The organism is Corynebacterium sp. c24Ua_83, assembly GCF_039907245.1.
Taxonomy (GTDB): domain Bacteria; phylum Actinomycetota; class Actinomycetes; order Mycobacteriales; family Mycobacteriaceae; genus Corynebacterium.
Map to the genome: position 1 here is coordinate 1 of NZ_JASBOI010000014.1, position 25,077 is coordinate 25,077.

The window sequence follows — 25,077 nt, forward strand, 5'->3', positions numbered from 1 at the left end:
CACGCAACGCGGTCAGCGCGCGGTAGAGCCCGCGGGTTAGCGGAGCTGGCTTAGGAAGTCATCGAGGTCGGCGAGGCCGCGGCGGATCTCCGGCGGGAGATCCAGCTCCCCCTGGGCCTGCGGCTCCTGCGGGGCGGGCACGGAGTTGCCGCCACTCGGGGCACCACCTCCCGATCCGCCGGTGGACGCGGGTGCGCCCCACTTGCCGGGGTTCGTGCCAGCGTCGTACTTCTTGTCGTAGGAGGGCAGCTTGCCGCCACCGTACTTCTTAATCATTGGCTTCGAGGCCTCGAAGAAGATCTGCGCGGGCTCGTTACCGCCGTAGAGGTTGCCGTTGCCGCATTGGCGCACGGGCGCGGTGCACAGGTTCTTGGCGGTGCCACCGTCGTTAAAGATGTAGGAGGATCCGGCCCAGCCCGAGGTGAAGCCCAGGAACGCGGCGGAGAAGCTGGTTTCCGTCGTACCGGTCTTGGCGGACAGCGGGCCACTCCAGCCGGTCGCGCGGGCGGCGGCGGAGGCGGTGCCCTGTTGCACGTCGCTGCCCAGGCCGTTAGCCAGTGCATCGGCAATCTTCTTGTCGATGGCCTGCTCGCAGTCCACCTTCTCCATCTCCACGTCCTCGCCGTTGCGGTCCTTCACGGACAGCACAGGCGTGGGCTCGCACCAGCGGCCGTGGTCGGCCAGGCTGGCGGCCACGTTGGAAAGCTCTAGCGGGTCGACGGCCGTGGGGCCCAGCACGAAGGAGCCAAGGTTGTTGTCCTTGATGTATTCCTCCACGGAGTGCTCACCGTCGAAGCTGCCCTCGTTCTTGTAGGAACGCAGGCCCAGCTTGATGGCAATGTCTGTGATGCGTTCCATGCCCAGCTTCTTCGCCATCTCGATGAAGGGAGTATTCGGGCTGGTCGCCAGCGCTTCCTTCAACGTCATGTTGGGCTTGTAGGAGCCGGCGTTTTCCACGCAGTACTTGTTTGGCGGGCAGCCGGGTGCGCCGCCTGCACCCATGCCTTCCACCTCGGCGCGGGTGGGCACGGCGAGGTTGGTGTTGAGCCCCATGCCGTCCTCCAGCGCCGCCGCAGCTGCAAAGATCTTGAACACGGAGCCGGCGCCGTGCCCCTGCAGCGAGTGGGGCAGCGGCAGCACGGATTCCCGCTCGTCCTGGCTCAGGCCGTACTTGCGCGAGGAGGCCATGGCCAACACCTGGTGCTTGCCACCCTTGGGCGTGATGTAGTTCGTCGCGGCGGATACGCCCTCCTGGTCCGGGGAGACCTTGCTGCGGGCGGCCGTCTCCGCATGCTTCTGCGCCTGCGCATCCAGCGTGGTGCGGATGGTGTAGCCGCCCTTGGCTACCTTGTCCTTGGAGATCCCCTTGTCGTCCAGGTACTCCAGCACGTAATCGCAGAAGAATCCGGAGCCACCGGCGCCGATACAACCGTTGGTGGGCACCTTCGGCTCCTCCAGCACGCCCAGCGGCTTGCTCGCCAGCTCATCCGCCTTGGCCTGCGAAAGACTATCCGCGTTCACGCGCGCCTGCAGCACGGCATCGCGCCGCTGCTTCGCACCCTCCGGGTTGGTGTACGGGTTCAGCGCACTGGTGGATTGCACGATTCCGGCCAGGAAGGCCGCCTGATTGTCGTTCAGATCCGCCGCGTTCACACCGAAGTAGGTCTGCGCCGCGGCTTGCACGCCGAAGGCGCTGTTGCCGAAGGAGACCAGGTTCAGGTAGCGCGTCAGGATCTCGTCCTTAGTCAGCTTATCGTCCAGGTCGCCGGCCATCTTCATCTCGCGCAGCTTGCGGGGCAGTGAAGTTTCGATGGCCTGGGCGGCCTCGTCCTCGTTCTCCGCTTCGATCAGCCATAGGTAGTTCTTCACGTACTGCTGGTTGATCGTCGACGCGCCCTCCGAGACCCCACCGCTAGAGACGTTCGCCGCCGCCGCGCGCAGGGTGCCGCGGATATCCACGCCTTTGTGCTGGTAGAAGCGCCGGTCCTCGATGGCAACGATGCTGTCCTTCATTGCCTGGGAGATCTTGTCCGAGGGCACTTCAGTGCGGTTCTGGTTGTACACCCAGGCGATTGTCTTGCCGTCCCGGTCGGTGATCCGCGAGCGCAGTGGCACCGAGTTGTTCTCGGAAATGTCCTGCACATTGGAGTTCATCGCGTCCGTGCTGGCGTTTACCACCCAGCCGCCCGCGCCCGCGAAAGGCAGGATGGCGGCGGCCAGCAGCACGCCACCGGCCAGGATGGCGAGGAACAGTTTCAGAAATGGCTTCGGTGCGTCCACGGCTATCACCATAACCCACGCCCCGGACAACCCTTTAGCCTTTTTGCCCTTTCTTTCTGACGCCCACGCGCCAGCCACCGGGGGTGATCACCCCCTTTGCAGATCTGTGCACCTTTAGTGGAAAAAATTTGCCGCGGCGCTGGTTTGGGAAAAGTCTCGAATGTGATGCGCGACACGATTTACTGATGGGCTGACCAGCGCGATCGTGAGGGCGTCAAAAAGAAAAGGTCGTGGGGTGGGTAGCAGATCTACAGTTTTCGCTGGTCAGTTGAATCCATACTTAATAAATGTCGCGTGGCTATCAGTTACCCCCAAAATGTGACCTATTCGACACTTCTAAAAACGTCTGAATAAAATTACTACTACAGCAAGCCTCTACGGCAGTTGGCGGCACCAAACGACAACCGACGCACAAGGCGCGAGGGCCGCCCCTGCTGGAGGCACGTTTCGGAGGAAGACAATGACTGCATCGCTTGCCCGCACGAAGGTGACCGGCGGCTCCAAGCCGACCTGCCAGCCTGCTGAACAGATCACGACCCGCGAGTCCTTTAACAACCGCGGCGAGTGGATCACTCAGGCACACTGCCGCAACGTGGATCCGGACGAGCTCTTTGTAAAGGGTGCCGCCCAGCGCAAGGCCGTGGCCATCTGCCGCCACTGCCCCGTCGTGCTGCAGTGCCGCGCCGACGCCCTGGATAACAAGGTGGAGTTCGGCGTGTGGGGCGGCATGACCGAGCGCCAGCGCCGCGCGCTGCTGCGCAAGCACCCCGAGATCACCAGCTGGGCGGACTTCTTCGCTGGCCAGCTCGAGGCTGCCAGCGCGGCAAAGAAGTAACCATTACAGTAGTTCCCATGACTAACTGGGAATACGTAACCGTACCACTGCTCACCCACGCCACTAAGCAGATCCTGGATAACTGGGGTCAGGATGGCTGGGAGCTCGTCTCCGTCCTGCCTGGCCCGACCGGTGAGCAGCACGTTGCCTACATGAAGCGCCCGCTGGAGCAGTAGGGCGAACAGAGGCAATAGGGGCAATAAAAATGGCACAGCAGAACTTTCGCCAAAAACTAGAAGAACTCGGCCTGCAGCTGCCGCCGGTAGCAGCACCCGTCGCCGCCTACGTGCCGGCCGTGCGCAGTGGCAACACCGTCTACACCTCCGGTCAGCTGCCCTTCGTGGACGGCAAGCTGCCCGTCACGGGACTGGTCGGCGCTGAGGTGACCGAGGAACAAGCTTATGACGCTGCCCGTACCGCCGCACTTAACGCTATTGCCGCCATTGACGACCTGGTTGGTATCGATAACATCGAACGGATCGTGAAGGTCAACGGATTTGTTGCCTCTACCGCGGACTTCGGTGGACAGCCAGGCGTGATCAACGGCGCCTCCGAGCTTTTGGGGGAAATCTTTGGTGAAGCCGGAGTGCATGCCCGAGCCGCAGTCGGTGTGGCCGCGCTGCCGCTGAATGCCCCCGTAGAGGTAGAGATCGTCGCGCAGATCAGCGCATAAATTCGCGGTTCGATCTACACTGGGAGGCATGAAGCACCCCGCTTATAGTCAACTACGTCCAGTAACCCCGAACGTCGGTGTCGTTCTCGCGCCGAACCCCAGCTACGCTGCTCTTGAGGGCACGAACTCCTGGGTGATTAGGGGAGAAAACGACACAGTATCCGTTGTGGTGGATCCGGGTCCGCAGGACGAGGGCCACCTGAATGTGCTGAACACCAAGGCCACCGAGGGTGGTGCGGAGATCGGCGTTGTGCTGCTGACCCACCGCCACGCTGACCACGCCAACGGTGCTCAGCGTTTCCGCCAGATTTCCGGTGCGCCGGTTCGCGCTTTCGACAAGCAGTACTGCATCGCAGCCGACGAGCTGGAGGACGGGGAGATCATCTCCTTCGAGGGGCTCACCCCCACCATCGAGGTCGTCCACTGCCCGGGCCACACCTCCGACTGTGTGGCCTTCTTTATCCACTCCAACGGCGGCACCGACGATTCCGACGTGGAGGGCATCATCACCGGCGATACCCTCGCCGGCCGCCACACCACCATGATCTCCGAGACCGATGGTGACCTGGGGGCTTACCTGGAGACCCTCGCCAAGCTGCGCGAGCGCGGTCAGGACAAGCCGCTGCTGCCCGGCCACGGCCCGGACCAGCCGAACCTGGCGGAGGTTGCACAGAAGTACATCGATCGCCGCGAGCAGCGCCTGGAGCAGGTTAAGGAAGCCCTGAAGAAGCTGGGCGATGACGCTTCGGTGAACGAGATCGTCGATGAGATCTACACGGATGTGGATCCGGTGCTGCGTAACGCCGCGGCACAGTCCACCCGCGTGACGCTGCGCTTCCTGCGCGGCGACGAGGACTAGTGCAGACTAGCGGAGGCTAGCGACCAGCTGAGGAAGCCCGCACCCGGGATCCGGGGTGCGGGCTTCCTGTCTAGCGGGCGCGCTTGGCCAGGCGCTCCGTGTCAGAGATAAGCACGGACTTGCCCTCCAGGCGGATCCAGCCGCGGTGGGCAAACTCTGCCAGTGCCTTGTTCACAGTCTCTCGGGAGGCGCCGACCAGCTGGGCGATCTCCTCCTGAGTCAGGTCGTGGTGCACGCGCAGAGCGGTGCCCTCCTGGGTGCCGAAACGGTTCGCCAGCTGCAGCAGGGCCTTGGCAACGCGGCCGGGAACGTCCGTGAAAATCAGGTCTGCCAGGGAGTTATTCGTGCGGCGCAGGCGGCGCGCCAGCACGCGCAGCAGCTGCTCGGCGATCTCCGGGTGCTCGCTGATCCAGTTGTGCAGCATCGTGGAGTCCATCGTCGCCGCGTGCAGCTCCGTCACGCAGATGGCGGATGAGGTGCGCGGACCCGGGTCGAAAATGGACAGCTCGCCGAACATGTCGGAGGGGCCCATGACGGTCAGCAGGTTCTCGCGCCCATCCACCGAGTGGCGGGCGAGCTTCACTTTGCCGCTGATGATGATGTACAGCCGGTCGCCCGGCTCGCCCTCGTCGAAGATAGTGGTGCCGCGAGGAAATTTGACGGTATCCAGTTGCTCGATGAGGGTGCGGACTGCGGTGGGATCAACACCCTGGAAGATGCCTGCCCTCGATAGTATTTCGGATACTTCTGCCATCCTTAGTTTCACTTCCGTTTCTGGCATCGCGGTGGCGCGGGTGACCACCTCACCTGTGTAGCGTGCATCACGCCAAATATGTATGGTTCGTCTCTTTTGTTAGATCATACCCAACTATGTCACAGCGCAATTCGGGGTGAAGGTACATTTGAAAATATTATTAGCTGCCGCTTTTGCTCGCAGAACTTCTTTTTCGTCGAAGTGGAAGGTTCTATGACTCGCCACACCGCCCCGTCCGGCCAGCCAGCCCAGCCCGGCCAACCCACCCTGCCCCGCATCGGCGCGCACATCGCCGCGAAGGGCAAGGAAACCCCGCTGGGCCGCAAGCGCCGCGCCCGCAAGATCAACCGCATGCTCGCCGAGGCCTACCCGGACGCACACTGCGAGCTGGATTTTAACAATCCCCTCGAGTTACTGGTGGCCACCGTCCTGTCCGCACAGTGCACCGATAAGCGCGTCAACGCCGTCACCCCGGCGCTGTTCCGCCGCTATCCCACCGCCGCCGACTACGCGGAGGCGAACCTCGAGGACGTCGAACAGCTCATCAAGTCCACCGGCTTCTACCGCTCGAAAGCCAAGAGCATCGTGGGCCTCGGCCAGGCCATCGTGGAGAAGCACGGCGGCGAGGTCCCCGGCACGCTCGAGCAGTTGGTGAAGCTCCCCGGCGTGGGGCGCAAGACCGCAAACGTGGTGCTGGGAAACGCTTTCGGCGTGCCGGGCATCACCGTGGATACGCACTTGGGCCGCCTGGCCCGCCGCTGGAAGCTCACGGAGCACGACGACCCGGTGCAGGTCGAACGCGACCTCATGGAGCTAATCGAGCGCAAGGAATGGACCCTCTATTCCCACCGGGCGATCTTCCACGGCCGCCGGATCTGCCACTCGCGCCGGGCGGCCTGCGGAGCCTGTTTTTTGGCGCGGCAGTGCCCTAGCTTCGGGATGGCGGGGCCAGCTGACCCTGAGGTGGCGTCAACAATGATTAAGTCGGACGACCGCGATCACCTGCTGGATATGGCGGGGTTTGGGGCAGGCGGCCAGGTAGACTGATTTCCTGTTATGTCTGCACCTGTCGAACACTCCGCCCGCACGCGCGCGATTATCATCGCGGTCACGCTGGTTGTTGGCATTGCGATTCTGTGCGTGCCGCTGATTGCTGCGCTGCGCGATGATTCTGCGGACGACGTAGGTGCGCCTACTTCCTCTGTGGAGGATGACGCCCCCTCAGCCCCAGCGGACGACGGTCCTGTCGAGGTAGCGAACGAGGTCCGCTGCCCAGAAGGTGCAGGCTCGGGCGCGGGCGAGGGGGAAGGCGCAGCCGGAGCCACCGTGAGCCCCGAGGCAGAGCTGAAGGACGTGCACCTTCCGTGCCTGACAGAGGGCGGTACAGGCAGCGCAGACAGCGCAGGTGAGCCCCAGACCTCCCTGGCCGAACGCCTGGCGGGCAAGCCCGCGGTCGTGAACGTCTGGGCCTGGTGGTGCGCCCCATGCCGCGAGGAACTGCCGGTGCTGCAAGAGCTCGCCGAGCAGCACCCCGAGTGGAATGTTGTGGGAGTACACCTGGATGCCAAGGGCCAGGCCGGGGCGGACATGCTGCGTGACCTGGAGGTGGATAAGCTGCCTAGCTTCCAGGATTTCAACCACACATTCGACTCCGCGGCGAACCTGCCGAAGGTGGTGCCGCTGACCGTTATCTACAACCCGGACGGCACCCGCGCGCATTTGTACGCGCAGACCTTCCGCAGTTCCGAGGAAATGGAAAAGGCGGTGCAGGAGGTTCTATGACCAACTCGAGTTCGCAGCGGAACACCCACCTAGACCGGTGGCTCGCGCGTATGCAAGAGCAGCCCAAACTGCCTTCTAATCTGCCCGAATGGCTGCGCGACTTCGCCCGCGAGTGCCGCGAGGTGGACATCCACCAGTACCTCAACGATTCCGCCCGGATCGTGCCGGAGGTCGACGAGCATGGCCGCCCGCCCCGCTACTCGGCGGTGCTGATTCTTCTTTCTGGTGACGCCACCTTCTCCCGCCCCGCCGGAACCACAGGCAGGCAAGCCATCCCCGCCGACGCAACAATGCTTTTGACTCACCGCGCGCCGACCATGCGCAACCACAGCGGACAGGTGGCCTTTCCCGGCGGGCGTTTGGAGGAGGCCGACGCCGGGCCGGTGGAGACCGCCCTGCGGGAGGCCGAGGAGGAAACGGGGCTGAACCCGGACACGGTGGAGCCGTTTGCAGTGCTGCAGCCGATCTATATTGATCGTTCAAATTTCGCAGTGGTGCCGGTGGTGGCGTGGTGGCGTCAACCTCATGCGGTAAGCTGCCCTACAACCGAAAACGACTGGGTTGAGCCCTACCCCCTGGGCGAGCTAGTGAACCCGGGGCGCCGCTTCGAGGTGGGCTTCGCCGGCTGGCGTGGACCGGCCTGGAACCTGCACATCGGTGAGGAAAACCCGCTGGTTCTGTGGGGTTTCACCGGTGGGGTTATCAGCGCTCTGCTGCGCCGTGCGGGCTGGGAGGAACCCTGGTCCAGCGGCGGCGATAGCGGTGCGAAGGGGCCGTGGAACCTCTTCGAGACGCTGGCCGGTTCCGCCAATGGCGAGGCGCTCGGCGAGATGCGGGAAGGGTTCGACAGGGCCAACGAGATGGGCAGAAACGGAGGCGCACCATGAGCGGAGCGACGGGGTCGATGATCCTCGACATTGTGCTGGTGTTCGTTTGCCTCGGCGCGGCGATCTCCGGGTACCGGCAGGGCGGGTTTAGCGCCACGCTGAGCTTCGTCGGGGTGGCCCTGGGCGGCTACTTGGGTCTGAAGCTGATTCCGCTCGCCGTGCACTTTGCTGAGGACAAAGTGCCTGATAGCGCCAGTGCACGCTTCTTCGCAGCACTGCTCACCGTGACTGTCGTAGTGGTGGTCTGCTACGCCATCGGCTCTGGCATGGGCGCGAAACTGCGGGATAATATCCGCACGCGGGAGGCCTTAACGGCGGATTCCGCCGTCGGTTCCATCGTGCAGGTTTTTACAACGCTGCTGATCGTGTGGTTGATCCTCGTGCTGATCGCCACCGGGAACGTCGGCGGATTCGGAAAGACGATCAAGGGAAGCAAGATCCTCAGCGCGGTGGGCAACGCCGCCCCGGTGTGGTTTAAGCAGCTGCCCGCGCAGACTTCGCAGCTGATCAACGACTCGGGTTTCCCGATGATCGCCGACCCGATGGAGAACCTGCCCACCGCGGAGGTCGACCCGCCGGACAACGCGCTGATGCGATCCCCGGCGGTGCAGAACACCCGCGACAGTGTGCTGCGCGTGGTTGGCCAGGCGGAACAGTGCAGCCGGATGCTGCAGGGCACTGGCTGGGTGGTTGCCGAGGATACGGTGATGACCAACGCGCACGTGGTGGCCGGAACTAACGAGGTCACGCTGATGACGAAGGACGGCCCGCGTGAGGCACGGGTGGTGTACTACAACCCGCAGGTGGACATCGCCCTGCTCCGCAGCGAGAACCTGCCCTTTGTGCCGATGAAGTGGGCTGAAGGCGAGGGGCAGCAGGGCCAGGACGCGATCGTCATGGGCTACCCCAACGGCGGGCCGTTTAAGGCCACCCCAGCGCGCATCCGCGAGAAGTTCGTGGTCAGCGGACCGAACATCTATGCAGATGAGCGGGTGGAGCGCGAGGCGTATTCGCTGCGCGGCTCCGTGGTGCAGGGCAACTCCGGCGGTCCGCTGATCGACAAGGACGGCCACGTGCTGGGAGTTGTGTTCGGGGCCGATATTAACGAGAAGGACACAGGCTACGCCCTGACGCGGGAAGAGGTAATGAAGCACGTTGGGGACGTGACCTCGCACCAGGGCAGCCCGGCGACGGGTGCTTGCGTGGCGGAGTAGCGACTAGCGCCCCTAGGCGCGCAGGTGCTCGCGGAGTAGCTCCGCGACGCACGGCGGATCCTCCACGTGCGGGTAGTGGCCCACGCCGTAAAGCACCTTGTGCTCGGCGGTATCGGCCTTCTGGGCGGACTTCTGCGCCAGGGATTCGTCGTAGATCGGATCCATGCTGCCATCCACCGCCAGCAGCGGCACAGGTGTGGTCGCCGGGAAGGTCCGCTCGAAGCGCATCGCCTCGGGGCGGAAGCGGCTGCGGAAAGGCCAGCGCAGGTACTCGCAGGAAAGGTGGGCCACCTTATCCACCTGCATTGCTTCGCGGCGGAGTGCGGCGCTGCGGAAGTAGGCGTCCGTATCCCTAAAACCCGGGGCCACACCCGCCCTAAAGATCTTCTCAATGGCCGCGGCGTTATCGGCCAACAGCTTGCGCTCCGGAAGTCGCGGCAGTTGGGCGGACAGCAGACGGCGAGCGAAGTGCGGCTGCGAGAACGGCTGGGCCAGGATCCTGCGAAAACGCAGCAGCGGATTGATGGCGGAAAGGGTGACGAAGCTGCGGACGCGCTCCGGGTTGTGAGCCACCAAAGTCCAGGCGACCATGCCGCCGTAGCCGTGGCCGACGACGGTGGCGGTGGTGTGGCCCAGGCCGCGGATCACCCCGGCCATGTCGCTGGCGGCGGTGGTGAGGTCGTAGCCGTGCGGGGTCTTATCCGAGCGGCCATAGCCGCGCAGATCCACTGCGGCTAGGCGCAGATCCTCGCCCGCGAGTTGCCGCATCAGCGGGTGCCAGTCGAAAGCGCCACCGCCGAAACCGTGAATCAGCAGCACCAATGGTGCGTTACGGGGGCCTTGGATGTCGACGCGAAGACGCACACCCCGCGAATGCACGAAAGTGGCATGCGGGGTGTGCGGATCTACAGCGTGAGAATCTTCGGAAGTCATCTCAGGCGCGCGGGGGATTTAGGTGTACATTCCCGGGCGGCGCGCGGAGGAAGAGCCCTTGCCCTTCTGCGGGATCACGGTCTTCAGCTCGCCGACGGACTCGATGGTTTTCTCCGGTTTCTTCACGCCCTTGACCTGCTTCAGGCCAACCAGAGCCAGGATGGCGACCAGTACCAGCATGAACAGGAAGACGACCAGGAAGGCCGCCCAACGCCACATGAAGGTATCCAGTGCCTCGGCGATGGTGAAGAAGAGGAAGAAGGAGCTGTAGGCCAGGATGATGGCGGCAGCGCCGAACAGGCCCACGCCGATGCCGGCCTTCTTGGCGGAAGTAGCGATCTCGGTCTTTGCCAGCTCGACCTCGGAACGAACCAGGGAGGAAACCTGCGCGGAGGCATCCTTCACCAGGTCACTGATGCTGGCTTGACCCTTGGCATGGGTATCCACATCCGACAGCGGAATAGCGTTAACCTTCGGGTTAAAGCTATCGCGGTCGGTGAACATGCCATCGTGATCGTTGTTGCTCACTGTTAAAACTCCTGGGGGGTTACACCTAATTGACTCCCCCTAGTTTGCCAGACCACGGGGAAGATTGCGCGCGCGGGTGCATTATTGTCTTAAATATGTCTGACAATTCTGCGCAAGACCCACTCGCTGGACTGGCTGAACTGCCCGGAGTGCCGGAGGCTGTGGCCCAGGCCAACGACCACCTGGCGCGCCTGCACCGCCACCCCGCCAACCTGCGTGGCTGGGATGTCACGGGCGCGGAATCGGTGCTGCGCGGCGCGCGTGCCTCGGCGCAGCTGGACGGTGGCTCCCCGCGCTTGCCGGAGGACGGCCAGGTGGAGGATCCGATCCTGGCCGGCGCCCTGCGCGCCGCGGAGCTGCTGGCTCCGGACGGTGTGACGGAGACGGTGACCACCTGGCGGCGCGCCCCACTGCAGATCATCGCGCGCATCAACGCGGTTGCTAGCCCGCAGATGTCCGACCCAGCATTTCGCCAAAAGGCCGCGGGGGATGCGGAGTTCCTGGTGCCGGGCCGCCCGCGCCGCTCCACGGATGCGCGCCTGCAACTGCTGGGCAAGTTCATCACCGGCGGCACCAAGGTGAATGCGACGGTGCTGTCCGCGGTGATCCACGGCGAGCTGCTGACGTTGCAGTCTTTTGCGGACGCCACCGGCGTGACCGCCCGCGCTTGCTCCCGCCTGGCGACTATCGCCACTGGCCTGGATCCGCGCGGCCTGGGCGTGCCGGAGGTCTGGTGGAACCGTCGGCGCGACGAGTACCAGGCGAAAGCCGAGGGGTTTGCCAGCGGCACCCCGGAGGGTGTGGCCGAGTGGATTGTTTTCCACGCCACGGGCCTGTCCGAGGGCTCGCTGGAGGGCAAGTCGATCGCGGACGCGAAGTAGAAGTAGCTGCTAGGCCTCGTCTGAACCTTCCTCGCGCCCGCGCCACCACATCGCCAGGCCGGTTGCGGCAATGCCGAGCAGAGCCAGGGTGGCGCCCGCCCCGGCGATCACCGCTGCCTGCGGAAATAGCGGTTCCGGGCGGACGAACTGGCGGATCGGCCATTTGGCCTCCGTCGCCTGCTTCTTCAGGGGGCGGTCTGGGTTCACGGCAACCGGGTTGCCCACCAGCTTCAGCATGGGGATGTCTGTGGCGGCGTCAGAATAAGCGTAGCTTTTCCCCAGGTCATAGCCGTGTTTGCGGGCGAGCTCTAGGATGCGCTCGACCTTGGCGTGCCCCTTGTTGAAGTGCGTGATGGCGCCGGTGAAGCGCCCATCCTTTTCCTCCAGTTCGGTGGCGAAGAGGTGGTCCACGCCGAGTTCCTTGGCGATGGGTTGCACCATGACGGAGGCCGAGGCGGTCACGATGGCGATACGGTGGCCCATCTTGCGGTGCCACTCGATCAGTTCGCGCGCCTCGGCGTAGATGAACGGGGTGATGACTTCCTGCAGGGCGTCTTGGGCGACCTGGCGCAGGGGCTCGGATTCGCGATCCTTGATGATCCTGGTCAGGGCTTCTTTTGTGGACTCCAGGCCCTCCTCGGAGTGGGTGGAGAGCATGTAGTTGCCCAGCATCGCCATCATCTTCAGCACCTCGCCGGTATTGAGCAGGCCGCGTTCGGCCATCGGGCGGCGGTAGGCCAGGGATGCCGACGTGTCGATGATGGTCTTATCGAGGTCGAAAATGGCCAAAACTCGCTCTGCGCCCTTTGTGCGCGGTGGGTCTTGGTGCTGATTCACATGCGTCATTCTAGTAACATTGCACCACTTATGTCACTCTAATCTTTTTGCGTTTCGGGTTATCCACAGGGTCTAGGCCCTTTTTTATGACGCCAACCCGACTTTTCCACAGCCAAAAAATCAGGGGTACTTTTGCAAGCGCGCAACTGGGAGCCTTTGGTTCATGGGCGCAGGGAAGTCAGCAAAGCAGAGCAAGGCAGCAGCCAAGAAGGCAAAAACAGCAGCAAGGAAGAAGGGGCGGGAGCAAGCCGCACTGCTCCGGCCGGTGATCGTGGACATCGCGGACCCGCTGTGGAACAACGAGGCGCGCATGGTCGTAGCGGTGACCCGCCGGCCGATGATTATCCACGATGGTACGGAGGAGTTTGAGGCGAACCTGCTGCGCGAGCTAGATCTGAAAGACGGGTTTACCTGCCAGAACTCGGCGATCGTGTTGAGCGACAGGGAAAGCGAGTTGACCCGCCACCGACTGGTGCGAGCGATCCGCGTGGATCAGCTGGAGCCCTCCCTGGACGCCGGTGGGGCGATGGTGTTGGCGGAGATGATTGGTTCGAACGACGCGGTGCGCATCGCGGTGAGTTCGGCGGTAGGCGGTGCGGGGTCCAGCCTGTTTGCGGCCCAGCTGGCCTACTACATGTCCTGCGAGGGAAGGCCTGCGGTGTTGCTGGACGCTGACCCGCACTCCTGTGGCCTGGATCTAGTGTTGGGCAAGGAACGGCGGCCGGGGCTGACCCGCAACCAGATCCCTGCCGACTGCGACTTCGACCAGCTACGCAGTCACCTGCTGATGCTCGGCTTCGATAGCGCGGGCGGAAAGAAGATCAGCGCAGATGGCGGGGCCGTTCCCGTAATCTACGCCGACCGCTACCCGACGTTCGGCGCGCACAGCGGCGGTAGGGGACTGGACGTGGGCCAGCTAGCTGGGTTGATGCATGCGGATGACCTGGTGGTGGACTGTGGCCGCAGCCTTCCAGTGGCCGATAGCGCGAGCGCAGGATGGCAGGAGCAGTGGGGCGAAGGGGAACCCGACGTGCACATCCTGGTGGCACCCCTGACCATCCAGGGAGTGACCGCCGCCAGCGCGCTGCGAAACCGAATGCTGGAAAACGACCGAACCAAGCCGCTGATCGTGCTGCGGGAAGTCCCCGGCGCCTCCACCTCCGTGGCCGTTGCCGCGATGATGATGGACGAGGTTCCCGTAGCGGTGATTCGCCACGATGACCAGTGCACTCCCGCTCTGGATCGAGGCGAGGCCGAGTATTGGATTGAAAGCTCGCTGAAGCACGACCGCGCCCGCGGGCCGGTGCGCGAGGTGTGGGAGAAAATCCAGCACATCGTCGGCAACTGCGCGCTGCCAATCGCGGGCTAGGGGATAACAGGGACGGGGGAGACGCAGGTGGCGTCACTAAGGAAGAAGAACAAGAACAACCAGCCGGAAGCGGAGCGCGGGCTGCTGGCGATCGTGCGCGACGACCTGGCTGAACAGGGGATTAGTAGGCCGGACGAGCACGACCTTTCGCGCAGCCTGCACCTGATCGGGAAGGCGAGCGTGGAGAACGTGCGCACCCTGCAGAGGGAGTTCAGTGGGCTGGGGCCGCTGGCGGGACCGCTACAGGATGCGCAGGTGACGGACGTGGTGCTCAACGGCGATGGCAGCGTATGGGCGGATCGGGGCGAGGGCATGCAGCCGATAGACGGGGTGCAGATCGGCGTGGAGGCGGCGCGCGACCTGGCGGTGCGGATGGCGACGCTGTGCGGGGAGCGGCTGGACGAGGCCCGGCCCTTTGCCGACGGGGTGCTGCGCGAGCTGCCTCCGGACGTACCGGCGCAGGCGATCCGCGTGCATACGCTGCTGGCTCCACCGGCGGCGGGCGGCAGTTGCATTAGCTTGCGCGCGATTAAGGGGCAAAAGAACTCCTTGGATGCGCTGGTGCAAGGCGGTCTGGCCAGCGAGGAGATGGCGGGCGTGCTGCGGCGGATCGTGCGGGCGCGGCGGAACATCCTGATTAGTGGCGGGACGGGCGCGGGGAAGACCACCCTGCTGGCCGCGCTGTTGGCGGAGGTGGCCTACGACCAGCGGCTGCTCGTGGTGGAGGACACCCCGGAGCTGCTGATAGACCATCCGCACGTCGTGGCGCTGGCCACCCGCGAAGGCAATGCGGAGGGGGCGGGTGCGATCTCCATGACGGCGCTGGTGAAGCAGAGCCTGCGCATGCGCCCGGACCGCATCGTGGTGGGCGAGATCCGCGGCCCCGAAGTGGCGGACCTGTTGGTTGCCCTGAACACCGGGCATGCGGGCAGTGCGGGGACTATCCACGCGAACGACCCGGCCAGCGTGCCGGGGCGGCTCGAGGCGCTGGGTGCGATGGCCGGGCTGGATCGGATAGCACTGACCCGCCAGGTAATCGACGGAATAGACGTGGTGCTGCACGTTTCCCGCACGGAGCAGGGACGACGGCTGACGCACATCGGGCGGCTGGTCGGCGACGAGCGGGCGCGCATTGAGGTGCTGTGGCACTGGCGCGACGGCGCCCGTGCGGGATTCGAGGAGTTCAGCGATGAGCTGGGCTGATGGGAGGGCAGAGATATGATTCCGGTACTTGCGGTGGTGGCGGGCGCATTGATGGTGGCTTTCACCCTGAAGGTCGTGGCGGGGCGGATGCTGCGGACCCACCGGCAGATGAAAACCCTGGCCGAGGTGCGCGATGTGGTGGATGCCATCGCCCGCGAAGTGGCCGCGGGTGCCCGACCATTGGAGGCCGTCGAGCACGCGGCTGAGGGGTTGAAATCCGAGGCGCTGCGCCACGAGGTGGACGTTGCCTGCGTGAAGGTGCGCCTGGGCGCCGCGCCGGGTGCCGGATCTGGTGGCGCCGCACCGGGTGAGGGGACTGGTGGAACCGCGCCGGGCAGTGACGCCCCGAGCTCCCTTGCCCACCTATTCCACATCTGGGGCATCTCCCACCGCCACGGCGTGGGGTTGGCAGCGCTGGCCCGGGCGCACGTGACGGACATTGATGCGCAGCTGGCGCACATCTCGAAGTCCACCTCCGCGACGGCGGGCGCGCGGCTGACAGTCACGGTGCTGCTGGCGCTGCCGATCGGCGCAGTGGCGCTGGGGCAGAGCAGCGGGCTCGGCACGCTGACCTTTCTGCTGACGAATGTGCTGGGAGTACTGCTTTTCTTGGCCGGGGTGGGACTGGTGTGCGCCGGCACCCTGTGGACGGAGCATCTGAGCGAATCGCTGACCGCATCCCCACTGGGCGGGGTGGGTGTGCGGGCCGGACCTGCCGGCTCCACACCCGTGGGTCCGCTGGACGCGGCCCGTGCCCTCGACGTTTCCGCGGCTGCGCTGCGTGCCGGAAAGGCATTGTTGCCAGCCTGGGACGTGGGGGTGGGGCAGTTAGTCCACGATGGTGAACACGATGGGGAAGGGGACCTCGGCCGCGCCATGGCGCTGCTGAACCTCGGTGGGGGGAAGGATGCCTGGCTAACGCTGGCCGAGCATTCCCTCTTTGGTCCCATCGCCCGCCAGGCGGCGCAGCAAACCCGCGCCGGAACATCGCTTGCCGATGGAATGCATCAACAGGCCGAACATCTCCGCCGCGTTGCCGCCGACAAGGCAACCGCCGGAGCCGAGAAGGTCTTGATCGCATTGGCTGCACCACTGACCCTCTGCTTCCTCCCGGCCTTCGTCTTCGTCGGCTTGATACCGCTGGCCATCGGAATGGCCTCGCTTTAGGAACCGGCGCAAGGCGAAGGGGCACTCCCGGGGGAAGCAGTCCACACCGACATCCGACGTCTACCGATCACATCTCACTCAACACGGCGGCGTGCCTTTCGTGCCGCCGAGGAAGGACACTGACCATGACCACTCCAACCATCACCGTTCCAACCACCCTCACTCCAACTACACCCACCTCAACCGCTTTCACACCGACTGCGGTGCCAGAGCAATTCCAGGCCGCGCCGGTCAAGACGGACCCGAGCACTGGAATCGCGGAAGAAACATATTCTGACCTGCACCCAATCACTCGTTGGTGGAACCAGATTATCGGCGCTATCTATAGTCGTTACGCAGATGATAAGGGAATGTCCACCGTGGAATACGCTTTGGGTTGCGTGGCGGCAGCCGCCCTCGGAGCGCTGCTGTACACCGTCGTTACCTCGGACACCGTGGAGCAGGCACTCAGCGGAATTTTCGATAGGGCACTGAACACAAAGTAGCCCGGAAGGCTCCTGATTAGCCGCCGGGGCCACACCACGCCCCGCGCTCCTGAGCTCTTCAAGGCTCGGGCGCGTGGGGGGCGTCACTAAAAACACACACCACGAACTACGCACAAGAATCTTTAACCAGGAACGAACATGAACACAGTCGAAGGCGCCATCGTCCTGTCCGCCATAACGCTCGTCGCCGGTGGATCCGCCGCGGGATTGGTCACTATGTCGCAGGCAGCCTCGGCGCAATCGCTGGCGCGGACCGTCGCCCGGGCCGAAGCGCGTGGCGGCGATGGGGTTGCGCTCGCCAGGCAGATTGACGCCACCGCGGCCGTCTCTACAACCCGCGAAGGTAGTGCGGAATCGCCGCTTGTGCGGGTGAAGGTTACCAAGGACGGGGCTTTGTTCGACGTCCACGGCGAGGCCGTCACGTTGGTGGAGCCGGACGGCGAATAGAGGGGATCGAGTTAGATGACGGGGAGTGAAAGATGAGCACTGTCTATGGGGCGATGGTCACGCTCGGCATTCTGTCGGTGGTTTCCCTGTTGGCTATCGGCAGCGCCATGCTGGGTCACAAGGAGCAGGCCAGCACGGCCGCGGACCTGGCCGCGCTATCGGCGGCGATGGTGGTGCAGACGGGAGAAGGCGAGCCGTGCGATACAGCGAGAAGCATCGCCGGCGCCAACGGCGCCGACGTGGAAAGCTGCGAGGTCAAAGGCGAGTTCGTGACGGTGGACGTCACCACCCGCATGGGATCGAACTCCCGCATCCTCCCGCAGAAGGCGCAGGCCATCGCCGGGCCAGCGGAGTAGCCGGGCGCACTGCTAAGGGGGTGCGAAGCGTGGGCGCGAAGGCGTGCTTGCGCGGGCTAAGCGTTGCGGAACAGGTTCGCCAGGAACGGGGTGGAGTGTACCTGCGAAGCGGGTACGGTCCCGCCGTGGTCGGTGGGATACCAGTGAACCTCCACCCGCTGGTTACGGCTGCGCATATCCCCGATGAACTGATTGATCCACATGTCCGTATTCAAGATGATGCCGATAGGAGTGGGCACATCCATATCCTTCAGGCCGTGGCCCAGGAAAACCGGCTTATCGTAGCCAGTCGCAGGAGTTTGCATGAACTCGCGCAGCGCGGGCTCCAGACCTGGCACCTCGCGGAGCGGCTTGGAGAACGCCCGTGCGACATTGGTGCCCTTTAGGGCTTCGGAAAGCTCCGGATAACAAGAATCCTCGGCGGCCTTCACCATGCGCTTGCCCTCGTCAGTCAGGGCGGAATCGACATCCACGTTTGGGTTGGCCTCCCGGAACGCCGCGACAATATACATTGCGTAGGTGTTCAAACCGGCTGGTAGGGGAACCGGCGGGAAGGTCGGGCTGCCCGCCAATACTATCTCCTCAACATAAGCCGGGGCGCCCGTGGCCACCGTGCCCAGGAAGTTGAGGTTCGCCTGCTTGCTCCGCTCCGTTGCCCGCAGCGCGACGTGCAGGGCCGCGCCGCCGCCCTGGGACTGGCCAATGACCGCCCAGTTGCGGGAAAGCTTCTGGCCACCCTGCTTCACCGCAGGTAGATCCTGCGCGGCGATCACGGAATCCACCACGTTAGCGGCGGTGGACTTGCCGTTGAGGTAGCTCATCAGCCCCTCGGTGCCCATGCCCGCATAGTCACTGGCGACGATCGCATAGCCCTGGTTGAGCCAATGGTTCAGATGGTCGTGGTCCCGCTGGGAGCGCGGGTTCATCGACGGAGTGCACTGATCCGCCAAGCCCACCGTTCCGTGCGCCCACGCCAGCACCGGCCAGCCACCAGCCGGAGCCTTGCCCTTCGGGAAGAACACCGCACCGGTGGAAGGCGAGACCGCCCCGTGCTGGTTGGTCGTCGAGCAGCTAAAGCGGAACTGCTGCCCAGCCGCAGACAAACCGACCGCCGGATCAAGCGGAACAGTGTTCATCAGCGCCCCCGCCTTAGCTGGAACCGCGCCGATCTGCAGCCCACTATCCACCGGGTTGCCAGCGAATGGAGCCGGGGTGCGCATCTGCTCGCCCTTGTTGACTAGTGCGGAAGCACTCGACTGCGGTCCGGACGGCGCCGACCCAGACGGCGCTACGGACTGCGCGGTGGCCACCCCGCCCATCCCGGACAACGCAACCAAGGACATCGTGGCGGCGATGCTCGCCTTAAAACCCCGCCGGAACCCAGTATGATTTTTCCCAGAAAAAGACTTCATGGGGGAAAGTATATTCTCAGGCGAGCTGAGATGTGGGCGTCCTAAAGAAAAACAGTGAACTAACCCGCCGCCCCGGCCAGTGCCTGCAACAACAACACCGCACCCGCCTTGAACAGTGGATCATTGCCGTTGCCACACTTCGGCGACTGCACACAGGAAGGGCAGCCGGACTCGCACTCGCAGGTCTCCACGGTCTCGGCGGTGGCGGCCATCCACTCGGCAAAGCGCGCAAAGCCCTGCTCGGCGAAGCCCGCGCCGCCTGCATAGCCGTCGTAAACGAACACCGTCGGCAGACCCGTATCCGCATGCAATGCGGTAGAAACGCCACCAATATCCCAGCGGTCGCACGTTGCAATCAGCGGCAACAGGCCAATCGCCGCATGCTCCGCGGCATGCAACGTTCCCGGCCACGTCGGCTCCGGCAGCCCCAGATCCAGCAGCACGTCCGGATCCACGGTGTAAGCCACCGCGCGGGTGCGCAGCGATTCCGGCGGCACGTCCAACGGAACGGTCTCCAGGATCTCGCCGCCCGGCAGGCGCTTCCGATAACCGCTGACGGTATGCGAAACCTCCACGTCCACATCCGCCAGCCACACCCCGTCGCAGACCTTGCGTGTCCCCCACGTGCGCCGCACCGCAATGTCGGTCTCGCGGATCACCTGGGTGGTGTACTCCGGGAACTCGGGCCGCACCCACGCCACGGATTCCTCCAGGTCCAGCAGCTGCACCACGAACGTCTCGCCCTGGTGCATGTACACCGCCCCGGTGTGCACGTCCGACGTTGCGCGCGACTGGTCCACCGTGCCCAGCAGTCGGCCGGAATCGGCCTCCACGATCGCCACCTGGGCTGCCGCCCCGCCGCGGATCGAGACCCGCGAATGCACCTGCTCCGCCACCTTCAGATCCGCGAAAATGCCCCGCGGCCTGCGCTTTAGCGCGCCCTGGCGCAGCAGGTGCTCCACCACCCGCTCCGCACCCCAGTGCGCCACCTCCGCCTCGGACAGGGGTTTTTCCGCCGCCGCGCACACCACATGGTCGGCCAGCACGTAGGGGTTCGTCGGGTCGAACACCGTGTTCTCCACCGGCCGGTCCAGCAAAGCCTCCGGGTGGTGCAGCAGATACGTATCCATCGGGTCGTCCGCGCCGACCAGCACCACCAGTGCGCCCTGCCCGCGCCTGCCCGCGCGCCCGGCTTGCTGCCGGAAGCTGGCGATATTGCCGGGGAAGCCGCTGGTCACCACCACATCTAGCCCGCCGACGTCGATGCCCAGTTCCAGCGCGTTCGTCGAGGCGATGCCCAGCAGCTCGCCGTTGTCGAAGCGACGCTCCAGCTCGCGGCGATCCTCCGGGGTGTAGCCCGCGCGATAGGCCGCCACCCGCACCGCATCCGCGCTGCGCCCCAGCGCCGACAGCTTCTCCGCGGCGGCGACGGAAACCACTTCCGCCCCGCGCCGGGAGCGCACGAAAGTCAGCGTCCGCGCGCCTTGGGCGATCGCCAGCCCCATCACGTCCGCGGCCTCGGAGTTCGCCGCCCGCCGTACTGGCGCGCCATTCTCGCCCTCCACGTCCGGCAGGAACCCGGGCTCCCACAGCGCGACGGTCTGCTCGCCCGCGGGCGCCCCGTCGTGGGTCACCGCTACCACCTCCGGCCGCCCCGTCAGCCGGCGTGCGTGCGCGGCCGGATCCACGCTGGTCGCGGACGCCAACACGACCGTCGGAGCCGTCTCGCACAGCCGTAGCAGCCGCCGCAGCACCATCGCCACGTGTGCGCCGAACACCCCGCGGTACACGTGGCACTCGTCGATCACCACATAGCGCAGCGTGCGCAGCAGCCGGCTCCAGGACCGCGGGTTCCCCAGTATCGAGGCGTGCAGCATGTCCGGATTCGTCACAATCACCCGCGCCTGGTCGCGGATCACCCGTCGCGTCTCGGGCGGGGTGTCGCCGTCGTAAGTGGCCACCATGATGTCGTTCAGGTTCGCCGCGCCCGCGCACATCCGCGCCAGTGCCGCCCGCTGGTCCTGCGCCAGTGCCTTCGTCGGTGCGATATAAAGGGCCGTCGCGGTGCTCGCCGTAGCCAGGTCGCTCAAGGCCGCGAGTTGGTAGCCGAGGCTCTTTCCGGACGCCGTGCCGGTGGCAACCACCACATCCCGGCCCGCATGTGCGTGGCTCGCAGTCTCCACCTGATGCGACCAGGGCACAGAAATTCCCTGCTCATGCAGGTATTCCACCAGGGTCTCGTCGGCCCATTCCGGCCACTGCGCCGTTTGTGATTGGCGGGCGGGGATGGTGCGCGTATGGGTGACGGTGGAGCGCGGAAACTCGGGCGTCAGATCGGCCAGAAGTTCCTCGCCGAACGACGGCGCCGCGCTACTCGCCGTGCTGCTTGTCGGGCTGCCTGCAGTGCCGCTTGCGGGATCTCCGGGCGCGGAGTCTGGGGTAAGGGGCGTGGGGTCAGACATTAAAGTCAGTTCTAGACCCATTAGGGGGTGGATACAAGTTATTGTCCTGCGGAATCCAAACTCGCCCGAATGTTTAACCCGCAACGTGGCAGACTGTCGTGTGGTTATTAAAATCCTCGGAACTTTTCCGCTCGCCTCGGCGTGAGGTGGGGTCTCGTTGGGTTTTGGGCCGATTGGGTTGGAAACGAAGTATCTTCCGACCTCGGCGTTTGGTGGTCGCAGAAGACTTGCGCCGGACAGATTCAACAAGATAGGTAGAAATTCATGGCACAGGGAACCGTCAAGTGGTTCAACGCGGAGAAGGGCTTTGGCTTCATCGCCCCGGACGACGGATCTTCCGACGTCTTCGTCCACTACTCTGAGATCCAGGGCAGCGGCTTCCGCACCCTCGAGGAGAACCAGAAGGTCGAGTTCGAGATCGGCGAGGGCGCCAAGGGCCCGCAGGCCCAGAACGTCACGGCTCTTTAAACCCACAGGGTTTCAGCAAGCCCCCGCCCGCGGTGCATATCGCGCCCAGGCGGGGGCTTCGCCGGTTAAGGCCGCGCCTACCCCGGTTGCAAATAAATTGCGTAAACCGCGTAGTGTCGCTTAGAAATGCGTAAGTGGCCCCCGGAAAGAACCATTGCAATAAACCTGTATAAACAATGGCACCCGGCAAACTTAAAATTTTGAAGGATGTGTGAAATCAACCGATGGCAAACGATGACGTCAAACGTCTAGTGATCGTTGAGTCGGCGACGAAGGCCAAGAAGATCGCCCCGATCCTGGGGCCGAACTACATCGTCGAGGCTTCCGTCGGGCACATCCGTGACCTCCCCCGGGGCGCGGCAGACGTACCGGCCAAGTATAAGAAGGAGCCGTGGGCACGTCTGGGCGTCGACGTCGATAAAGATTTCGAGGCGCTCTACGTCGTCAGCCCGGATAAGAAAAAGAAGGTCTCCGACCTGAAAGCCAAGCTCAAGCAGGTCGACGAGCTGTACCTGGCGACAGACCCCGACCGTGAGGGCGAGGCCATCGCGTGGCACCTGCTCGAGGTGCTGAAGCCGAAGGTGCCGGTGCGCCGCATGGTGTTCCACGAGATTACGAAGAACGCCATCCTCGAGGCCGCACAGAACACCCGCGAGCTCGATTACGACCTGGTCGATGCACAGGAATCCCGCCGCGTGCTGGATCGCCTGTACGGCTACGAGGTCTCCCCGGTGCTGTGGAAGAAGGTCATGCCGCGTCTGTCCGCCGGCCGCGTGCAGTCCGTCGCCACCCGCGTGATCGTCGAGCGCGAGCGCGAGCGCATGAAGTTCGTCGCCGCGGAGTACTGGGACTTGAGCGCCACGTTCGGCGTGGTAGATGCTGTTTCTTCTTCTCTTGATGACGCCGCCCCGGACTCCTTTGAGGCACGGCTGGCAACGGTCGCTGGCAAGCGCGTGGCCCAGGGCCGTGATTTTGGCGATGACGGCAAGCTGAAGGCCAGTGCAAAGGAGACCTTTGTGCTGGACGGGGCGAAGGCGAAGTCCCTGGCCGACGGGCTGCAGGGCCAGGAGTTCGCCGTGACGGCGGTGGAGGAAAAGCCCTACACCCGCCGCCCGTACCCGCCGTTTATGACCTCCACCCTGCAGCAGGAGGCTGGCCGCAAGCTCCGCTTCACCTCGGAGCGCACGATGCGCATTGCGCAGCGCCTGTACGAAAATGGCCACATTACTTATATGCGTACCGACTCGACCACCCTGTCGACCGCCGGTATTGAGGCCGCCCGCAAGCAGGCCAAGGAGCTCTACGGTGTGAAGTTCGTGGCCGATGGTCCGCGCCAGTACTCCCGCAAGGTGAAGAACTCGCAGGAGGCTCACGAGGCGATCCGCCCGGCGGGCGAGACCTTCCAGACTCCCGGCCAGCTGAGCAACCAGCTGGATGCCGAGGAGTTCAAGCTCTACGAGCTGATCTGGCAGCGCACCGTGGCCTCCCAGATGGCCGACGCGAAGGGCCAGTCGATGAAGGTCACCGTCGCCGGCGACGCGAAGTCGGGCGAGACCTGCGAGTTCACCGCAACCGGCCGCACCCTGACCTTCCCGGGCTTCCTGAAGGCCTACGTGGAGGTCAGCCGCACCGCCGATGGCCGCGACGTGGCCGATAACGCGGAGAAGCGACTGCCGCAGCTGACCAAGGGCGACGAGCTGAACGCGCGCGACGTGGCCGCCGACGGGCACTCGACGAACCCACCTGCCCGCTACACCGAGGCCTCGCTGGTGAAGAAGATGGAGGAGATGGGCATTGGCCGCCCGTCGACCTACGCATCCATCATCCGCACCATCCAGGACCGCGGCTACGTGCTGCCGCGCGGCAACGCGCTGGTGCCCTCGTGGGTGGCCTTCGCCGTCGTCGGCCTGCTGGAGCAGAACTTCGGCGCGCTGGTGGACTACGACTTCACCTCCGCGATGGAGGACGAGCTGGATGCCATCGCCGCGGGCGATCAGGATCGCGTGAACTGGCTGAAGGGCTTCTACTTTGGTGATAGCTCCCGCCCGGAGGCCCCGGGCGCGGTGGTGCCTCGCCTGGGTGGATTGAAGCACATCGTGGGCGACAACCTGGAGCAGATCGACGCCCGCCGGGTGAATTCCCTGCACATCTTCGATGATGAAAACGGCGTGCCGATCGTCGTCCGCGTGGGCCGTTACGGCCCCTACCTGGAGCGCATTAAGCCGGTACCGGAAGGGGCGCCGGAGGGCACCGAGCCGGAGGTGCAGCGCGCAAACCTGCCTGAATCCATGACCCCGGACGGGCTGACTCTGGAGGTGGCCGAGAAGCTCTTCGCCACCCCGCAGGGCGGCCGAGAGCTGGGCACCAACCCGGCCAACGGGCGCACCATCGTCGCTCGTGAGGGCCGCTATGGCCCTTACGTCACCGAGGTGCTCGGCGAAGACGAGGAATCCCGCGTGGCCGAGGAGGCCGTGAAGGTCTGGGAGGCCGAGCGCGACGAACAGGATCGCGAGCGCGAGGCCGAGGGCAAGAAGCCGCTGAGCCGCGAGACCAAGACCGCGCAGGCGCAGAAGGAAAAGCGCGTCAAGCAGATCGTCGAGGAGACGCTGAAGCCCAAGACCGCCAGCCTGTTCAGCGGCATGGAGCCAGCCAGCGTGACGCTGGAGGAGGCTCTGAAGCTCATGAGCCTGCCGCGCGAGGTGGGCGTCGACCCGAGCGACAACGAGGTGATCACTGCCCAGAACGGCCGCTACGGCCCCTACCTCAAGAAGGGCAAGGATTCCCGTTCGCTGGCCAACGAGGAGCAGATCTTCACGATCACCCTCGACGAGGCTCGGCGCATCTACGCCGAGCCGAAGCGTCGCGGTCGCGCCGCCGCGCAGCCGCCGCTGAAGCAGCTGGGTGATAACGACGTCTCCGGCAAGCCGATGTCCGTTAAGGACGGCCGCTTCGGTGCGTATGTCACGGATGGCACCACTAACGCCTCCCTGCGCAAGGGCGATACCCCGGAGACGATGACGGACGCCCGCGCGAATGAGCTGCTGTCGGAGCGGCGCGCTAAGCAGGCAGCCGAGGGCTCGGCACCTGCGAAGTCGAGCCGCAAGGCTGCGAAGAAGTCGGCCAAGAAGACGACCAAGAAGGCCGCAAAGAAGTCGACGAAGAAGACCGCCAAGAAGCCGCCGACGCTGACCAAGCGCACGGTGAAGAAGTCTCGCTAAATCGCCCTTACTTTTGGGAGGGAACTG

At 64.8% G+C, this 25,077-nt stretch carries 24 protein-coding genes; 17 read left to right on the forward strand and 7 right to left on the reverse strand.

Annotation, left to right across the window (positions count from 1 at the left end; translation table 11 throughout):
• Window positions 1-36: 36 nt before the first annotated feature.
• Entirely contained in the window at window positions 37-2,280 is a 2,244-nt protein-coding gene (locus tag QKE30_RS08395; RefSeq protein ID WP_239199077.1) for a transglycosylase domain-containing protein, read from the reverse strand.
• A gap of 460 nt (window positions 2,281-2,740) precedes the next feature.
• Here QKE30_RS08395 and QKE30_RS08400 point away from each other — a divergent pair, with 460 nt between their 5' ends.
• From QKE30_RS08400 to QKE30_RS08415, 4 genes are read left to right on the forward strand one after another with little or no spacing between them, the layout of a single operon-like run.
• Complete coding sequence (locus QKE30_RS08400; RefSeq protein WP_293817442.1) at window positions 2,741-3,115, forward strand: WhiB family transcriptional regulator; 375 nt, start codon at window positions 2,741-2,743, stop codon at window positions 3,113-3,115.
• Window positions 3,116-3,132: 17 nt separating this feature from the next.
• Window positions 3,133-3,291, forward strand: coding sequence for a DUF4177 domain-containing protein (locus tag QKE30_RS08405; protein ID WP_011274258.1), 159 nt, complete (start codon window positions 3,133-3,135; stop codon window positions 3,289-3,291).
• 29 nt (window positions 3,292-3,320) lie between these two features.
• Complete coding sequence (locus QKE30_RS08410; RefSeq protein ID WP_347934567.1) at window positions 3,321-3,788, forward strand: RidA family protein; 468 nt, start codon at window positions 3,321-3,323, stop codon at window positions 3,786-3,788.
• Window positions 3,789-3,816: 28 nt separating this feature from the next.
• Entirely contained in the window at window positions 3,817-4,647 is an 831-nt protein-coding gene (locus tag QKE30_RS08415; RefSeq protein WP_347934568.1) for an MBL fold metallo-hydrolase, read from the forward strand.
• A gap of 70 nt (window positions 4,648-4,717) precedes the next feature.
• Here the strand turns inward: QKE30_RS08415 and glxR are convergent, their stop codons facing one another.
• Complete coding sequence (gene glxR / locus QKE30_RS08420) at window positions 4,718-5,401, reverse strand: CRP-like cAMP-activated global transcriptional regulator GlxR (protein ID WP_239199068.1); 684 nt, start codon at window positions 5,399-5,401, stop codon at window positions 4,718-4,720.
• 213 nt (window positions 5,402-5,614) lie between these two features.
• Here glxR and nth point away from each other — a divergent pair, with 213 nt between their 5' ends.
• The 4 genes from nth to QKE30_RS08440 are packed head-to-tail and all read left to right on the forward strand — an operon-like array spanning window position 5,615 to window position 9,284.
• On the forward strand, window positions 5,615-6,448 hold the full coding sequence (gene nth, locus QKE30_RS08425; protein WP_297666789.1) for an endonuclease III: 834 nt from the start codon (window positions 5,615-5,617) through the stop codon (window positions 6,446-6,448).
• Window positions 6,449-6,457: 9 nt separating this feature from the next.
• Window positions 6,458-7,183 (forward strand): TlpA disulfide reductase family protein, encoded by a 726-nt coding sequence (locus QKE30_RS08430; RefSeq protein WP_347934569.1) that lies wholly within the window; start codon window positions 6,458-6,460, stop codon window positions 7,181-7,183.
• Window positions 7,180-8,070 carry a CoA pyrophosphatase gene (locus tag QKE30_RS08435; protein WP_347934570.1) on the forward strand — a complete coding sequence of 297 codons (891 nt, stop codon included), beginning with the start codon at window positions 7,180-7,182 and terminating at the stop codon, window positions 8,068-8,070. The genes QKE30_RS08430 and QKE30_RS08435 overlap by 4 nt, the downstream gene beginning before the upstream one ends.
• Window positions 8,067-9,284 carry a MarP family serine protease gene (locus tag QKE30_RS08440; RefSeq protein ID WP_297666795.1) on the forward strand — a complete coding sequence of 406 codons (1,218 nt, stop codon included), beginning with the start codon at window positions 8,067-8,069 and terminating at the stop codon, window positions 9,282-9,284. Before QKE30_RS08435 ends, QKE30_RS08440 begins: the two co-directional genes overlap by 4 nt.
• 12 nt (window positions 9,285-9,296) lie before the next feature.
• Here QKE30_RS08440 and QKE30_RS08445 read toward each other — a convergent pair whose 3' ends face one another.
• Together QKE30_RS08445 and QKE30_RS08450 are read right to left on the reverse strand one after the other, a co-directional pair.
• Complete coding sequence (locus QKE30_RS08445) at window positions 9,297-10,217, reverse strand: alpha/beta hydrolase (protein WP_297666797.1); 921 nt, start codon at window positions 10,215-10,217, stop codon at window positions 9,297-9,299.
• A gap of 18 nt (window positions 10,218-10,235) precedes the next feature.
• Window positions 10,236-10,721, reverse strand: coding sequence for a phage holin family protein (locus QKE30_RS08450; protein ID WP_239199097.1), 486 nt, complete (start codon window positions 10,719-10,721; stop codon window positions 10,236-10,238).
• A gap of 119 nt (window positions 10,722-10,840) precedes the next feature.
• Here QKE30_RS08450 and QKE30_RS08455 point away from each other — a divergent pair, with 119 nt between their 5' ends.
• Entirely contained in the window at window positions 10,841-11,626 is a 786-nt protein-coding gene (locus QKE30_RS08455) for an oxidoreductase (protein WP_347934571.1), read from the forward strand.
• Window positions 11,627-11,635: 9 nt separating this feature from the next.
• Here the strand turns inward: QKE30_RS08455 and QKE30_RS08460 are convergent, their stop codons facing one another.
• Window positions 11,636-12,472: an HAD family hydrolase gene (locus tag QKE30_RS08460; RefSeq protein WP_347934572.1), complete on the reverse strand. Its 837-nt coding sequence runs from the start codon at window positions 12,470-12,472 to the stop codon at window positions 11,636-11,638.
• 154 nt (window positions 12,473-12,626) lie between these two features.
• Between QKE30_RS08460 and QKE30_RS08465 the strand changes: the two genes are divergently transcribed.
• The 6 genes from QKE30_RS08465 to QKE30_RS08490 all read left to right on the forward strand — a co-directional run bounded on the left by QKE30_RS08465 (window position 12,627) and on the right by QKE30_RS08490 (window position 17,490).
• Entirely contained in the window at window positions 12,627-13,832 is a 1,206-nt protein-coding gene (locus tag QKE30_RS08465; RefSeq protein ID WP_347934573.1) for a hypothetical protein, read from the forward strand.
• A gap of 27 nt (window positions 13,833-13,859) precedes the next feature.
• Window positions 13,860-15,035, forward strand: a complete 1,176-nt coding sequence (locus QKE30_RS08470; RefSeq protein WP_239199044.1) for a TadA family conjugal transfer-associated ATPase — start codon at window positions 13,860-13,862, stop codon at window positions 15,033-15,035.
• 15 nt (window positions 15,036-15,050) lie between these two features.
• The gene (locus QKE30_RS08475) at window positions 15,051-16,202 is read left to right on the forward strand and encodes a type II secretion system F family protein (RefSeq protein WP_347934574.1); all 1,152 of its coding nucleotides are present in this window, start codon (window positions 15,051-15,053) and stop codon (window positions 16,200-16,202) included.
• 125 nt (window positions 16,203-16,327) lie between these two features.
• A complete protein-coding gene (locus QKE30_RS08480; protein WP_347934575.1) occupies window positions 16,328-16,687 on the forward strand; it encodes a DUF4244 domain-containing protein in 360 nt (119 codons plus the stop codon).
• A 138-nt stretch (window positions 16,688-16,825) separates the two neighbouring features.
• Window positions 16,826-17,134 (forward strand): hypothetical protein, encoded by a 309-nt coding sequence (locus QKE30_RS08485; RefSeq protein ID WP_239199038.1) that lies wholly within the window; start codon window positions 16,826-16,828, stop codon window positions 17,132-17,134.
• Window positions 17,135-17,166: 32 nt separating this feature from the next.
• Window positions 17,167-17,490: an Rv3654c family TadE-like protein gene (locus tag QKE30_RS08490; protein ID WP_347934576.1), complete on the forward strand. Its 324-nt coding sequence runs from the start codon at window positions 17,167-17,169 to the stop codon at window positions 17,488-17,490.
• A gap of 56 nt (window positions 17,491-17,546) precedes the next feature.
• Here the strand turns inward: QKE30_RS08490 and QKE30_RS08495 are convergent, their stop codons facing one another.
• Both QKE30_RS08495 and QKE30_RS08500 read right to left on the reverse strand, forming a co-directional pair.
• The gene (locus QKE30_RS08495; protein WP_347934577.1) at window positions 17,547-18,902 is read right to left on the reverse strand and encodes an alpha/beta hydrolase; all 1,356 of its coding nucleotides are present in this window, start codon (window positions 18,900-18,902) and stop codon (window positions 17,547-17,549) included.
• A gap of 59 nt (window positions 18,903-18,961) precedes the next feature.
• Window positions 18,962-21,364: a DEAD/DEAH box helicase gene (locus QKE30_RS08500; RefSeq protein ID WP_347934578.1), complete on the reverse strand. Its 2,403-nt coding sequence runs from the start codon at window positions 21,362-21,364 to the stop codon at window positions 18,962-18,964.
• A gap of 264 nt (window positions 21,365-21,628) precedes the next feature.
• Here QKE30_RS08500 and QKE30_RS08505 point away from each other — a divergent pair, with 264 nt between their 5' ends.
• The gene (locus tag QKE30_RS08505; RefSeq protein WP_005292238.1) at window positions 21,629-21,832 is read left to right on the forward strand and encodes a cold-shock protein; all 204 of its coding nucleotides are present in this window, start codon (window positions 21,629-21,631) and stop codon (window positions 21,830-21,832) included.
• Between the two features lie 224 nt (window positions 21,833-22,056).
• Window positions 22,057-25,050 (forward strand): type I DNA topoisomerase, encoded by a 2,994-nt coding sequence (topA, locus tag QKE30_RS08510; protein WP_347934579.1) that lies wholly within the window; start codon window positions 22,057-22,059, stop codon window positions 25,048-25,050.
• The last annotated feature ends 27 nt before the right edge of the window (window positions 25,051-25,077 follow it).